This window comes from Streptomyces sp. NPDC088354 (genome assembly GCF_044753585.1).
Taxonomy (GTDB): domain Bacteria; phylum Actinomycetota; class Actinomycetes; order Streptomycetales; family Streptomycetaceae; genus Actinacidiphila.
Genome location: NZ_JBIVNJ010000006.1, coordinates 228,097 through 241,980, shown reverse-complemented (window position 1 = coordinate 241,980; position 13,884 = coordinate 228,097). Strand labels below are relative to the sequence as shown.

Below are 13,884 nucleotides of genomic sequence, written 5' to 3'. Positions count from 1 at the left end.
CTCTCGGGCTCTCAGGTGCCTCGGGCGTCCTGCGGCCGGTGTGGCCACCGTTACAGCGTAACGGGCCGCCGGGCGCTTATTAACGGGCCAGCGGACTGTTAACGTGGGAAAGGTAAGAGACCGGCGTCCCTTTATCTCGGGACGCACCACCCTGCCCTCCAGAGAGAGCCCTCATGACCGTCTCCCCCTCCGTCACCTCCTTCGACCGGCTGTTCATCGGCGGACGCTGGGTCGCCCCCGCCGGCACCGGCACCATCGAGGTCCGCTCGCCGCACGACCGGCGGCTGGTCGGCGTCGTTCCCGAGGCCGTCCCCGCCGACGTCGACCGGGCCGTGGCCGCCGCCCGCGAGGCCTTCGACCACGGGCCCTGGCCGCTGACGACGCCCGCCGGGCGCCGCGCGGTGATCAGCCGCTTCAACGAGCTGCACACCGCGCGCGGCGAGGAGCTGGCCGCGCTCGTCACCGCCGAGAACGGCTCGCCCCTGTGGTTCACCCACTGGCTGCACACCGGCGGGATCGCCGAGCAGACGGCCGCCTATCTGCGGGCCTCTGAAGGGTTCGGCTGGGAGGAGGAGCTGCCCTCCGCCGGCTCCGGCCGCACGCTCGTGCGGCGCGAGGCGGTCGGCGTCGTCGCCGCGGTGATCCCGTGGAACGCCCCGCACCAGTCGGCGCTGGCCAAGCTCGTCCCGGCCCTGCTCGCGGGCTGCACGGTGGTCCTCAAGGCCGCGCCCGAGACCGCGGTCGACGCCCTGGTGCTCGGCGAGCTGTTCGCGGAGGCCGGGCTGCCCGAGGGCGTGCTGAGCATCCTGCCCGCCGGGCGTGAGACCAGCGCGTACCTGGTCGCCCACTCCGGCGTCGACAAGATCGCCTTCACCGGGTCCACCGCAGCCGGCCGGCGGATCGCCTCCGTCGCCGGGGAGCAGCTCAAGCGCGTCAGCCTGGAACTGGGCGGCAAGTCCGCGGCCGTCGTCCTGGAAGACGCGGACCTGGCCGCGGTGACCGAGGGCCTGAAGTCGGCGTCGCTCGGCAACAACGGCGAGGCCTGCATCGCCCACACCCGGATCCTGGCGCCCCGCTCGCGGTACGAGGAGGTCGTCGCGGCGGTGGCGTCGATGATGGAGGGCATCAGCGTCGGCGACCCGTCCGACCCGGCCACCTACCTCGGCCCGATGGTCCGCGCCGACCAGCAGGCGCGCGTGCGGTCCTACATCGACCTCGGGATCGAGGAGGGCGCCCGCCTGGTGACCGGCGGCCCCGGGATGCCGAAGGGCCTGGAGGAGGGCTACTACGTGCGGCCCACGCTCTTCGCGGACGTGGACAACTCCATGCGCATCGCGCAGGAGGAGATCTTCGGCCCGGTGCTGGTCGTCATCCCCTTCGACGACGAGGACGACGCGGTGCGCATCGCCAACGACTCCCCGTACGGCCTGAGCGGCGGCGTGTGGACGTCCGACACCGAGCGCGGGCTCGCCGTGGCTCGGCGCATCCGCACCGGGACGTTCTCCGTCAACGGCGGCTTCGGTGGCTTCGACGGGCCGTTCGGCGGCTACAAGACCAGCGGCATCGGCCGGGAGTTCGGCGCCGCGGGCCTGGGCCAGTACGTCGAGCAGAAGACGATCAGCGCGGCGTGACCCCCGGTCCGAGGAATGCCAGGGCCGCCGCCGTCAGGGCGGTGATGCCGGCCGGGACGGCCAGGCGCGGGTCGGTGCGGAAGTCCGGTGCGTGGTTGGGGGGCAGGGCCGCCATCTTCTCGGCGGCGCTGCCCCCGGGGGTCCCGGCCCACTGGCGGGGGCCGGTGCAGCCGAACATCCAGTAGGCGGTCCGGACGCCGCCCGCGCCGTGCAGGGGCGCCCCGGCGGGGCCGAACAGCGGGAAGTCCTCGGTGGCCGTCGACGCGGGCCAGAGCGCCACGCGCCCTTCTCCGAGGGCCTGTTCGTGGGCGCGGCGCACCGCCTCCGCGGCCCCGGCGTCCGGGACGGTGGGGGGTGACTGCGCCAGCACCCGGACCGACGGCTCGGCCGGGCACCGCGAGGCCGCGCACTCGGCGGCGGCGATGCGCCGCACGGCGGCCTCCACACGGTCGAGTGCGGCATCGGTGAAGGCCCGCACCGAGACCTCCAGCGTGGCCCGGTCCGGGACGATGTTGCCCCGGACACCGGCGTGCAGGGAGCCGACGGTGAGCACGACCTGCTCGGCCGGGGCGGTCTCCCGTGACACCACGGTCTGCAGCCGCAGCACGATCGCCGCGGCGGCGACGACCGGGTCCACCGAGAGATGCGGAGCGGCCGCGTGCCCGCCCGAGCCGTGGACGACCACTTCGAGCAGGCGGCTGCCTGCCAGCACCGGCCCGTGCGCGTGGGCGTGCGCGACCATCCCGGCGGGCAGGGGCGCGGCGTGCTGGGCGAGGACGACGCCGGGGGTGGCGAACCGCTCGTAGAGGCCGTCCTCCAGCAGCGCGCGGGCACCGCTCAGGGTCTCCTCGGCGGGCTGGCCGACGACCATGAGCGTGCCCGACCAGTGGTCCGCCGCGCCCGCCAGCAGGTCGGCCGTTCCCGTCAGGCAGGCGAGGTGCAGGTCGTGGCCGCAGGCGTGCATGACGCCGTCGTGCTCGCTGGCCCAGGCCAGACCGGTGGTCTCCCGCACGGGCAGCGCGTCCAGTTCCGCGCGCAGCATGACCACGGGTCCGGGGCCGTTGTCCAGCAGTCCGACGACGCCGTGCCCGCCCACGCCGCCGGTGGTCCGGTAGCCGGCCGCGGTCAGGCGGGCGGTGACGCGCGCCGCCGTGCGCTCCTCGGCGCCGGACAGTTCGGGGTGGCGGTGCAGGTCGAGATGGTCCTCGACGGCCGGGCGCAGGACGCCGGGCAGGCCGTCGAGGACCGCGGTGGCGGCGGGGGAAGTGGGGGCTGCGGGATTCACGCCGGGGGCTCCTTGTCCTTGCGTGCGCATTGGTCGCTGAGGGGGCGCGAAGGGGGCTGACAGCGAGGTGACAGCGGGACGTGGGCCATCTGCCAGCGGGCGTCGGTAGAACTGAATCCGGTACCGCGCACGGGTGTTCCGCTCGATCCACCCGGGCCCGGGCCGCTCCCGCCACGTTCACGTTGAGGAGGACCACCATGTCGCCGCAGCCGAAGTCCCTCGCGTCGCTTGCCGACGAGATCCTGGAGCTCGAGTCCGAGACCTTCGAGATCACCGACTACTCCGACGCCAGCGAGGTCATGCTGGGCTCGTCCACCAGCTGCAGCAGCACCAGCACCTGCAGCAGCACCACCAGCACCACCAGCTGCACGGCCTGATCCGGCCCTCGGCCCCCTGTCCGGCGGTTCGCGCCGCCGGACAGGGGGCTTCGCCGTGCGCGCCGGCCCGGCCCGGTCGTCAGGGGAACGGGTGCGGGACCCGGCGCAGTTCGGCCTCGGACAGGTCGGTCTCCCGCAGCCCGGCCCGGCGGAAGGCCGAACGCAACCGGGGCATGGTCAGCGCCCGTTGCCGGGACCAGCCGAAGTCGATCGGCAGCAGGCCGGGGACCAGGGTGCACACGGTCCGCAGGCCCATGCGCTCCTGCTCGGGTGTGGTCTGGTCGACGGCGATGACGTCGAAGCCCGCCCCGGCGAGCAGGTCCCGGCACAGGGCGACGTCGTCGAGCAGGTCGCCGGTCTGCGGGCGCAACTGCTCCCAGTCGGCGTGCAGTTCCTCCAGCGACCGCACCGCGGACGGTTCGAGGTAGCTCGCGGCGTGCCCGGCCATGCGGGGCAGCCCGAACAGCGCCGCGTGGTCCGGCAGTCGTCGCACCAGGTCGAAGTCGTCGGCCATGGCGTCCAGTTCGTCCGGGCGTTCGCGGACCTGGCCGGGCAGGTGCGGGATGTAGGTGAGGATCTCGGAGACGGCGGACTCCACGGCCGTCTCCGGGTCGAAGGCGGCGCCCGCGGCGAACGCCAGGGTGCCGGGGCCCCCGTCGCGGCGGACCGCGAGCCCGGTGGCGACGGGCACCGGAAGGTCGACGCGGTTGTCGAAGACGTGCACGTCGTAGCCCTGGAGCGCGGCCCGGTCGACCATGGCGCGGGTGGTGCCGCGGGCGAGTGAGCCGAGGTCGATCTCGGTCAGGGGCGCGTTGCCGTACCAGCCGAGCAGGAAGGCGTCGCGCTCGATGAGTTCGAGCAGGCCGAACAGGACCGCCTCCTCCGTGCAGCTGCCGATGGCGCAGCCGTTGGAGCACTCGAAGACGAAATTGTCGGCGGCCAGACCCGCGCTGTAGTGCACCAGGCGGGCGGGGACGAGGACGGGGCGTTCGTCGCGCAGCGACCAGCCCGGCAGCCACGGGATCGGCCGGTCGGGGGTGAAGGGGCTGAGCAGGGGGTCGCCGCGGTAGGTCCCGGGGGCGTACAGGCCGCACGCGCGCGGATCGAGGGCCCGGTCCCCCAAGGTGTCCCAGGCGGCGGTCAGCAGGGGCGCGCGGCGCCTGCGGTGGGTACCGGCGTAGCGTTCCAGCCCCTCCAGGAAGGCCAGGTCGCGGCTGGCCCGGAAGGAGTTGGCCTGTCCGCTCCAGGTGACGTCGGTCAGTCCCGCGTAGCCGCGCATGAAGACGCTGCCGGCGACCGGCGCGGTGGTCGGGGACTTCACGTCGGTCCAGGTGGTGGCGCCGAGCACACCGCACACCGGGTTGGCGAGGGCCTGGGCGGGCAGCTCGTACGAGCGCGGGGAGCGCAGCCGGTAGGCGTCGGGCGAGGGCTTGGGCCGGGGGACGGTCCCCGTCGGCGCGGTCGCCGCCTCGGCGGCCGGGGCGCACCGCGGGCAGAGCGGCTCGCGCAGCAGCGGCACCGTGGCGACCTGGAGGGTGGCCAGGTCGAGCCGGACGACGCGGGGCAGCGGCCCGTCGGCGCGGCGCGCGAGCGCGGCGGCGAACAGGGACGCGACGGCGTCGACGACGTACTCCGGCAGCACCGGCCACCGCCCCGCGGCGCTCGCGGGGCTGCCGGTCTCCCAGGCCTCGCGCTCGGAGCGGGTGCGCAGGCGCTGCCAGCGCATCGCCAGGCACTGGCCGCAGGCGTCCTCGGCGGGGTCGGTACCGGCGAACGGGCCGATCAGGACGGCGTCGTGGGTGAGGTGGACCACGGCGTCCGCCCGGCGGTCCGCGTGGGGGTCGCGGCCGGGGTTGAGGGTGTCGACGGCGCCGAGCGGCACTACGTCCGGCGCCGTCGTGAGGTGGCGGGCGGCCAGGGCGTCCCGCAGGGTGCGGGCCGCGGCGTCGGTGGGTGTCCCGGGCGTGTGGGGCGGCGCGGCCGCGGGCGCGGTGGGTTCGGCGGTCATCCCCGGTTGCTCCAGCGGAAGGTCCGGGCCGCGACGAGCGCGAACAGGGCGGCGAAGCCGACCAGTCCGGCACAGGCGACGGCGAGGTCGGAGGCGCTGCCGTGGTGGGTCTGCGAGAGCACGCCGAGCACGCCGTCGTTGAAGTAGCGCAGCGGCAGGGCGAGCGCGATGTCCCGCAGCCAGCCGGGCATCAGGTCGCTGGGGTAGAACGACCCGGACAGGAACGCCATCGGCACCATGACGCAGTTGGCGATCGCGGCGACGGCCTCGGGTGTGTCGGCGAGGCTGCCGACGACGAGCCCGAGCGCCATGAACGTGGTGATGCCGAGGATCAGCACCGGGATCACCAGCGGCCAGCCGGAGGCGAGCTCGAGGCCGAACAGCGGCAGCAGGGCGACGCCGATGAACAGGGCGGCCTGCACGAGGCCCACGCCGATGGCGAGGGCGTAGCGGGAGGCCAGCACGGACGGCAGCGAGGTGGGCGTGCGCCAGATCAGCCGGAGGATGTCGTCGCGGCGCCAGTGCATCATCGTGAACGCCACACCGAACATGGCGGCGTTGCCGACGCCCCAGGACAGCACGCCGGGCGCGATGTAGTTGATGTACGGCGGGCCGCCGTCCTCGACGGTCCGGCCCTTGAAGATCAGCCCGAAGACGACGAGGAAGAGCAGCGGGAAGGCGAAGGTGAAGAAGACGGTGGTCTGGTCCCTGACGTAGGCGCGGTAGTTGGCCTTGGTCAGTGCTGCGTACGCGCTCACGGTCAGTGCTCCGATCCGGTCAGGGCGAGGTAGGCGTCCTCCAGGGTCGCGGTGCGGGTCTGCACGGCGTCCGGTCCCGCGATGTCGTTCACGGCGACGATCACCTGTCCGGCCACCCGGGTCTCCATGACGACCTCGCCGCCCTCGACCTCGGCGCGGTCCACGCCCTCGATGGCGCGGGCGCGTTCCACCGTGATGCGGTCGGCGGGGACCAGGACCCTCGTCGGCGCCTTGAGGGAGCGGACCAGGTTGGCGGGGGTGTCGAGCGCGACGACCTTGCCCGCGGACATGATCGCTACGCGGTCGCAGAGGGCCTCGGCCTCGTCCAGGTGGTGGGTGGTGTGGACGATGGTGCGGCCCTCGCGCTTCAGTTCGCGCAGCACGTTCCACAGCGAGCGGCGGGCCTCGGGGTCGAGGGCGGCGGTGGGCTCGTCCAGCATGATGAGCTCGGGGTCGTGAACGAGCGCGGTGGCGATGGCCAGTCGCTGGCGCTGGCCGCCGGACAGGTTGTCGACGCGGGTACGGGGCTGCGCGGACAGGCCCACCAGGTCCAGGGCGCGGACGGCCGCCTCGGGGCCGAGGCCGTAGAGGACGGCGACGGTCTCCAGGTGCTCCAGGGCGGTCAGCCGGGTGAAGAAGGCGGAGGCCTGCGTCTGGACGCCCATGCGGCTCAGCAGCGCGGTGTCGCGCGGCCACGGGGAGGCGCCGAGCACGCGGACGCCGCCGCTGTCGGCCCGGCGCAGTCCCTCGACCATCTCGATGAGGGTGGTCTTGCCGGCGCCGTTGGGCCCGAGGATCCCGAAGAACTCACCGCGGTGCACGGTGAACGACACCCCGTCCACGGCCCGGACCGGGCCGTAGCGTTTGTGCACGTCGTCGATCACCACGGCCTCGGGGGCCGTGTCCACTGCCGTCATCTGCCGTTCCCTTGGTGTGTGGGGGTCGTCGCCGGACCGCGCGCGCGGGGCGCGCGGCGGGCCGGAAGGGGTGGTACCGGGAGAGGGCACGGCGTCCGGTGCCGTCCGCTCTCCGTCCTGGGGGGGGTGCGCGGTGCGCCGGGCACGGGCGGCCAGCCCGAGCCGCCGGAGCACGACGGCGGCCACGAGGAGCAGCACGGGGGCCGCGCCGGCCGGGGCACCGTACCGGCCGGCCAGCCACCAGCAGGCGGCGGCCAGTACGGCGGCGGCCGTTCCCGTGGTGAGGGCCCCGGCCAGCAGCCCGTACAGCGTGTAGACCGCGCGGGCCCGGCGCGGATAGGCCCGCGCGCCCGGCCCGCGGCCGAAGCGGCCGGCCACCGCATGACCGAGGAAGGTACGGCTGCCGGCCGCCAGCTGGCCGATGCCGACGGCGTAGCCGAGCAGCTTGTAGCCGTCCAGCGGGGGAAGCGGGACGAGGTTGGCCAGCGCCACCGCGACACCGAGCAGCAGCGTCCCGCCGAGGGCGTAGTGGGTGGGGCCGTCGTCCGGCGCCCAGGCCCACAGCGGCCAGAACGGCAGCAGGAAGACCAGGTTCGCCGCGGGGCCCGCCGCCGCGGTGGCGATCTGGTGGCGGCGCCGGGCGAAGAACGCCACGTCCTGCACGAGGCAGTACAGGTACGTCACCGGCAGCCGCCAGCGCAGCCCGATCTCGGCGACCGTGCCGCCGAAGGCCCGGCCGACCAGTCCGTGCGCCAGTTCGTGCAGGGCCAGGCTCACCCACAGCACGACACCGACCGCCATCAGCAGCACGGGGCGCTGCGCCAGCTGGGAGACGTCGTGCACGAGGGTGCCCAGGCGCGCGGTCAGGTGCACGAGCATGCCGAGGACCAGGACCAGCAGCGCGGCCAGGAAGACCGGGGTCCGCGCGAAGGCGGTGCGCCGGTGGAGGGTCTCGATCAGCGCACCGGCGTCGGAGGACATCCGCACGTGGCCGTTGAGCAGGGTGGACCTGCCCTCCTGCACGCGCGGCGCGGGAGCCGCCGCGGCCGGCTCCGGGAGCGGGCCGCCGTCGAGCAGCCGGCGCGCGCCGAAGAGGCCGAGGAGTTGCTGCCAGCGCGCGTCGTCCAGGCGGGCGCCGAACTCCCGGGCGTAGGCGTCGCCGATGGCGCCGAGGGTCTGTTCGCCGTCGAGCCGGGACAGGACGAAGAACTCCTTGGGCCGCAGTTCGAAACGGCGGCCGCCGACGGGGTCCTTGACGGGGTGGACGGGAGTTGCGCCGCGCAGGACGGACGGCCCGATCAGCAGGTCCGGTCTGCGCCGCGGGCGCAGCGCGAGCAGGGAGGGCGGGGCGGTCACCGCTCCCCCTCTGCGGCGCCGGTGCCCTCGCGCAGGGCGCGGGCGAGGACGTAGGCGAGGAACGCCTCGTCGCGGATGGTCACCGAGAGCCGGTTGTTGGTCATGTGCATGTACGGGGACATGAGCATCGCCAGGGCCCGGCCCGGCTCGGTGACCTCGAACTCGTCGTCGCCGCTCCAGGACCGGAAGACCAGCCGGCCGGCGGCCGCCAGCTCCCGTACCCGGCCGGCCAGTTCGCGGCAGTGCCGCGCCCAGCCGCGCAGGAAGCCGGGCAGTTCCTCCTCGGCGCCGGCGGCGATGGCGGACCGGATCCCGGTGAACCTGCGGCCCAGCTCGGCGCCCATGTCGCCGAAGGCCCGGTCGTAGCCCTTGCGGGCGGTGAACTCCGTCCCGGAGAAGGCGCCGTCCCAGAAGGCGTGGTAGCGCTCCAGGAAGTGCGCCAGCTGCTCGTCGTCGTCCAGGAAGGAGGCCGACATGACCATCATCAACTGGGCGGCGGTGCCCAGCAGGACGGTGCGCACGTGCAGGTTCATCGTGCGCAGGGCCTCGATGACCAGGTCGCTGGAGCGCTGGAAGTGCCATTCGGCGAGCGCGACGCCGGCCGGGCCGCCGTACTTGCCGTACTCCGGCTCGTAGGGCTCGACGCTGACGGAGTTGTTGTCCCGCAGCAGCATCCGGCCGTCCGGGCCGACCAGCTTGTCCCGCTGCTCCCGCGGGTACTCCAGCTCGAACAGCTGGTTGTACAGGTCGGCGAGGAAGCCGGCCTTGACCTCGTAGAGCGCGGGGCGGGTGGCGAGGAAGCCCCGCACGGCCCGCAGCGCGCGCTCGCCGACCTCCTCGGCGACGTCCGCCGAGGACGGCTTCAGGCGCAGGCGTACGTGCGGTCCCTGGAGCCAGTAGTTGATGAAGAAGTACCCCGACAGCAGCCCCTCGGAGTCGAGTTCGGCGACCAGCGGCCGGACGCAGTCGAGCAGCAGCGGCCGCGGGCTGGCGGCGTAGAAGACGTGCAGCGCCTGCCATGCGCCGGGAGCGGCAGCGGTGGGGGCGGTACCGGCCTGGATGGGTGAGGTCATGACCGCTCACCGTGTCCTTCCTCGTCGGGTGCGGGGCGTGCCGGGGCGGCGGGGAGGATCTCGACCGCCAGTTCGGCGACGTGCCGGCCGCGGGCGGTGCGGACGTGGAGGTCGTCCTCGGCCGGGAGCATCTCCTCCAGGACGACCCGTCCGGCACGCTCCTTGAGCAGTCCCTCCAGGGCGACCAGGCACAGGGGGCTGTCGAAGTCGACGTAGTGCGGCTTGGAGCCGCCGCCCGCCCAGCCGCCGGCGGCGCCCCGGGGAGCGTGCACGGTGGCGAACACCCGGGCGGGGAGGCCGTGTTCGCGCCGCCAGCGCTGCCAGGCCAGGAACCAGCCGGCGTCGTCCTGCCCGCCGGGGCGGACGGGCAGGGCGGCGGCGTCGGCGGTCCAGCTGCGGCGGCTCAGCACGACGGATCCGTGCCGCACCCGGGGGCGGGCGGTGACCCCGCCGGCGGCGGGCGCCTCGGGGACGCCCGTCCACACGTCCAGGGCGGTCTTGGAGGTCGGGGAGAGCAGCAGCAGGGTGCGGGGGATCTCCGGGAGCACCATGGGCACCAGGTAGCCGAGGTAGAGCGGGACGACCTCCTTGCCGAGCCGCCGGGACCGCACGACCAGGCGGTCCTGCTCGGCGTCGTGCTCCACGTACAGGTCGTCCAGGTGGATGCGCTGCTCGGGCGGGGCGGAGCCGGTCTCGCCGGGACACAGGATCTGATAGTCCGTCATGCGTCCGTGGAGATTGAGGTTCGTGGTCGCCGAGCCCGCGGTGATCTCCGCGAAGACCGCACCCTCCGGCTGCGCCGCCCGCAGGTCGGCCAGGAGCGCCGCCGACAGTCCGGGGTCGTCGCCCGCGGTGTCGAAGCAGTGGGTGAAGCGGGTGAAGGGGAAGCACAGTCCGCCGTACGAGCCGTTGAGGACGACGAGGGGGTCCTCCTCGCGGGCGGCGAGCTGGAGGAAGTGGCTCTGCGCGGCGAAGCCCTCGGCGAGCGGGACGAGTTCACCGGCGACCTCCTCCACGAACGCCTCGTCCAGCCGCAGTTCCTCCGCGCCCTGCGGCCGGTCCCGCCACAGTTCGCGCATGCGGCGCACGAAGGCGGCGCGGGCCTTGTCGAGTGCGGTGATCTGCGGCAGCCCGAGCCAGTTCTCCTCCGGGGCGTGGCCCTCGGCGGGGTCGTGGGGTCCGCGCTGCGAGGTGAACAGCAGATACTGCTCGAACAGGTCCTCGTGGAAGTCGTGGACGAGGCGCAGCAGGTCGTCGCAGCGGCCGCCGCTGCCGTAGCGGGCCAGGAAGAAGCCCTTGAAGGTGAGCCGCTGTGCCAGGGACACGTCGAACGCGGGCAGGATACGCGCCAGCGACCGCAGGGGGCCGGCCGCCAGATCGGTCCAGGTGCGCTGATCGGCGGTGACGGGTGCCGCGCCGGCCCGTACGTCCTCGTAGACCAGGGTCTGCGGCAGCGTCGTTCCGGAGGCGCCGAGGGACTCCACGAGCGCGGGCAGGTCGCGCTTGAGGCCGGTCAGCAGCTCGCGGCGGCGGGCGAGCGGCGCGGTGGGGTAGGCGTCGACGGCCGCGGCCACGCCGTCCAGGCGCGCGGCGACGTCCAGCGCCCAGGGGCGGCCGACCTCACGCAGCGCGTCCTGGAACGCGCGGACCGGGTCGGGACTGTGCACATCGGGGTAGAGGCCGTCGAGCTGCACCATGCCCAGTTGCAGCAGCGCCGACAGGTAGCGTTCCGCGTCCTCCCGACTGGCGTCGCGCTCGGTGGTCAGCCACGACGTGAGATCCCGGTGGCGCAGCCGGGGCCGCTCGCGGAGCAGGGCGAGCAGCCCTTCGAGCGCGCCGCTGCGGCGCAGGAAGAACAGCCGGTCCCGGGCGGCGTCGAAGCTGACGGGGGCGCTGTCGTCGCCCGCGGTCACCGACCGCCGGACGAACCGCACCCGTTCGTCGTCCAGCTCCCAGCCGGAGGCCGGGCCGACGAGCAGGTCGCCGCGCCGCTCGGGGTCCGCGGCCACGGCCTCGGCGATGCGGCGCAGGACGACGACGTTGAGGCGGGCGTGCCCGGACCAGCTCTCGACCACCTCGACGGCGCCCGCCGGGGCGGCGTCCGGCCGGAACACGCCGAGCGCGACCCCGGTGAAGGTGCTGAAGGGACTGGTCTTGCAGGCCGTGCGGTACAGGTAGGCGAGCAGCGACCGCTCGATCTTGCGGCCGCGCTTGCCGGACGCGGACGCGTCGCCCCGGATGTACGCGTCGAGCTGCCCGTCGAGCGTCGGGGAGGCGAGCAGCAGGCCCAGCCGCAGCTGCTCGGAATCGGCGAGCCGGCGCAGTGAGGCACGGCCGCGGCCGAACTCCTCCGCGAGCAACTCGGGTCCCCGGGCGTGCAGTTCCGCCAGGTGGCGGCGCTCGTGCAGCCAGCCGGCGAGGTCGTGGCCGGTGGTGCCTCCGAGGCGGGCGGCAAGGCCGAGGGCGGCGGGCACGTCCTGCGGGAGCCGGTTGTTGAACACCGCGCGCCGCAGACGCAGCACCTCCCGGCGCATGCCGTCGTCCTCGTTGCCCTCGACGACCGCGGCGAGCGGGTCGCTCAGGCGGGCGCCGAGCTCCCGCAGGCGGGCCTCCTCGGCCAGCACCTCGTCGGCCCAGCCGCGCGCGGCGGGGCTGCGCAGCGCCTCGGCCGCCTCGACGGGCAGACCGGCGAGGCGCATCATGAAGCGCGGGGAGAGCGCCGAGGCGGGCGCGGCGCCGGACGCGAGCTCCGGCGAAGTGAGCGAGGTGGTCACCGGTCCTCGTCCTCCTGGATCTCTTCCGGGGTCTCTTCCGCGATCCCTTCCGGGGTACGGCGCGGGGGGCTCGGTACCGGGGACGGCGCGAGGTCGTAGTGGAAGTCCGCGGGGCGGGGGCGTTCGTTGCCGACCAGCATGAGCAGCAGGGGCAGTTCGCCCGTCCCGGTCAGTCCCAGTTCCTCGGCGAAGGCCACACTGTCGAAGCCCAGCGCCACACCGCAGGCGGTGTCCGACGCGGCCGCGGCGGTGTACACGGCCTGAGCGGCCGCACCGATGGCGGCGCTGACGAGCCGGTAGCCGCGCTCGCCGACGGCGTCGAGGACCTGGTGCGTGCGGATGGCGGGGACGATGGCGGCGGCGGCCTGCTCCAGGTTGTAGTTGTTGAGGAAGTAGTGCGCCTGCAGGAAGGGCCCGGGGGCGCCCTGCTTGATCAGGCGCAGTTCGTCCGTGGCGGGGTCGAAGGCGTAGGTGCCCCGGGGCACCCCCTCGACGTGGTTGACGAAGACGTACAGCGAGGCGAGCCGGGGCCCGCCGGGCGGGGTGGCGTCGGTGGTGAGTTCCGTCCCCGCCGCGGCGGCCCGCAGGGCGGCGGTGAGGTGCGCGGCGGACAGCGGCCGCAGGCCGGTGAACCGCCCGAAGCTGCTGCGGCGCGAGCGCAGGGCCCGGCGCACGCTCAGGTCCATGGGCGCGGCGGGCGGCAGCGGCACCCGTTCGCCGCCGGCGGGCACCGCGGGGGCGGCGGCGCTCTCCAGGGCGCCGGGCGACGGGCGTTCCGCCGCGTGCGCGGTGGTGGCGCGGTGCACCGTGCGCACGGTGTCGAAGGCGATGACGCGGCGGGAGCGCTCCTGCTCGCGGTGCCGGACCCCGGAGGTGCGGACGCCGGTGGTGCGGGAGGCGGCCGGCGCCGTGCCCTGGGCCGGAACGGCGCCCTCCCACCGCAGCGGCACGACCGCGAAGACACCCTCGTCGTCCGCGTCCGCGCCGAGCAGCCGGCCCAGGCGCGGCTCGTCGAACCACAGGACGGGGTCGATCCGCAGGCCGCGGGCGCGCGCCCACATGCTCCAGGTCTGCAGCAGTGCGCCGAGGTCCATCGTCACGACGTGGTAGCTGAAGCTGTTGTACTTGAACGCGTTCTGCCAGAACTTGACGCCGAGGACGAGGAACTGGTCGGCGTCCCGGTGCAGTCCGGCGTCGCCGACCGCCGCACGGACCTCGCCGGTCACGTCCCCGGTCAGCAGCCGCTGCACGGCGTGGTGCTGCGGCGAGTAGTGGTGCACGCCCGGCGTCAGCGGGCCGGAGGGACCGGAGACCCAGTGCACGCCGACGGGGTAGAGACCGCCGCCCGAGGCCGTGCCGCGCGACCAGTTGGCCTGCGTGTACATCGGCAGCGTGCCCAGGTCGGTGTTGGCCTGCACGGCGAGGCGCCGGCCGACCAGCCCGTAGGAGTCGCGGAGCATGCCGCCGAGCAGCGGCAGGGTGAAGGGGGCGTCCCCGTGCGGCCCCGACAGGCCGCGGCCGACGCCGGCGTCCTCGGGGAAGTCCCCGTCGGGCAGCGGGAAGCGCTCGGCCCCGGGGTAGAACTTCTCCTTCCGCGGGCGGTCCGCCCAGTCGGGCACGAAGTCGGCGGGCTCCATCGCGACCCGGCCGCGCCGCATCACCGCGGTCGCGTACTCATGGGTCTCCCCCATGTCCGTTCCTCTCT

9 protein-coding genes are annotated in these 13,884 nt (G+C 74.6%); 2 read left to right on the top strand and 7 right to left on the bottom strand.

Going from position 1 to position 13,884, the window contains the following annotated elements:
• The first annotated feature begins 173 nt into the window (after positions 1-173).
• Positions 174-1,631, top strand: coding sequence for an aldehyde dehydrogenase (locus tag ACIP98_RS12845; RefSeq protein WP_401975511.1), 1,458 nt, complete (start codon positions 174-176; stop codon positions 1,629-1,631).
• Here ACIP98_RS12845 and ACIP98_RS12840 read toward each other — a convergent pair.
• Positions 1,618-2,916 carry an amidohydrolase gene (locus ACIP98_RS12840; RefSeq protein ID WP_319659508.1) on the bottom strand — a complete coding sequence of 433 codons (1,299 nt, stop codon included), beginning with the start codon at positions 2,914-2,916 and terminating at the stop codon, positions 1,618-1,620. The genes ACIP98_RS12845 and ACIP98_RS12840 overlap by 14 nt on opposite strands.
• Positions 2,917-3,113: 197 nt before the next feature.
• Here ACIP98_RS12840 and ACIP98_RS12835 point away from each other — a divergent pair, with 197 nt between their 5' ends.
• Positions 3,114-3,293, top strand: coding sequence for a thiazolylpeptide-type bacteriocin (locus tag ACIP98_RS12835; RefSeq protein ID WP_319659509.1), 180 nt, complete (start codon positions 3,114-3,116; stop codon positions 3,291-3,293).
• A 79-nt stretch (positions 3,294-3,372) separates the two neighbouring features.
• On the opposite strand, the gene ACIP98_RS12830 is transcribed toward ACIP98_RS12835, so the two are convergent.
• From ACIP98_RS12830 to ACIP98_RS12805, 6 genes are all read right to left on the bottom strand, one after another.
• Complete coding sequence (locus ACIP98_RS12830) at positions 3,373-5,301, bottom strand: TOMM precursor leader peptide-binding protein (protein WP_401975507.1); 1,929 nt, start codon at positions 5,299-5,301, stop codon at positions 3,373-3,375.
• A complete protein-coding gene (locus ACIP98_RS12825; RefSeq protein ID WP_401975505.1) occupies positions 5,298-6,059 on the bottom strand; it encodes an ABC transporter permease in 762 nt (253 codons plus the stop codon). Before ACIP98_RS12825 ends, ACIP98_RS12830 begins: the two co-directional genes overlap by 4 nt.
• Before the next feature lie 2 nt (positions 6,060-6,061).
• Positions 6,062-6,976, bottom strand: a complete 915-nt coding sequence (locus ACIP98_RS12820) for an ABC transporter ATP-binding protein (RefSeq protein WP_401975635.1) — start codon at positions 6,974-6,976, stop codon at positions 6,062-6,064.
• Between the two features lie 1,352 nt (positions 6,977-8,328).
• Complete coding sequence (locus ACIP98_RS12815; RefSeq protein ID WP_401975502.1) at positions 8,329-9,405, bottom strand: lantibiotic dehydratase C-terminal domain-containing protein; 1,077 nt, start codon at positions 9,403-9,405, stop codon at positions 8,329-8,331.
• On the bottom strand, positions 9,402-12,107 hold the full coding sequence (locus ACIP98_RS12810; RefSeq protein ID WP_401975633.1) for a lantibiotic dehydratase: 2,706 nt from the start codon (positions 12,105-12,107) through the stop codon (positions 9,402-9,404). Before ACIP98_RS12810 ends, ACIP98_RS12815 begins: the two co-directional genes overlap by 4 nt.
• Before the next feature lie 68 nt (positions 12,108-12,175).
• The gene (locus tag ACIP98_RS12805) at positions 12,176-13,870 is read right to left on the bottom strand and encodes a nitroreductase family protein (RefSeq protein WP_401975500.1); all 1,695 of its coding nucleotides are present in this window, start codon (positions 13,868-13,870) and stop codon (positions 12,176-12,178) included.
• Positions 13,871-13,884: the final 14 nt, after the last annotated feature.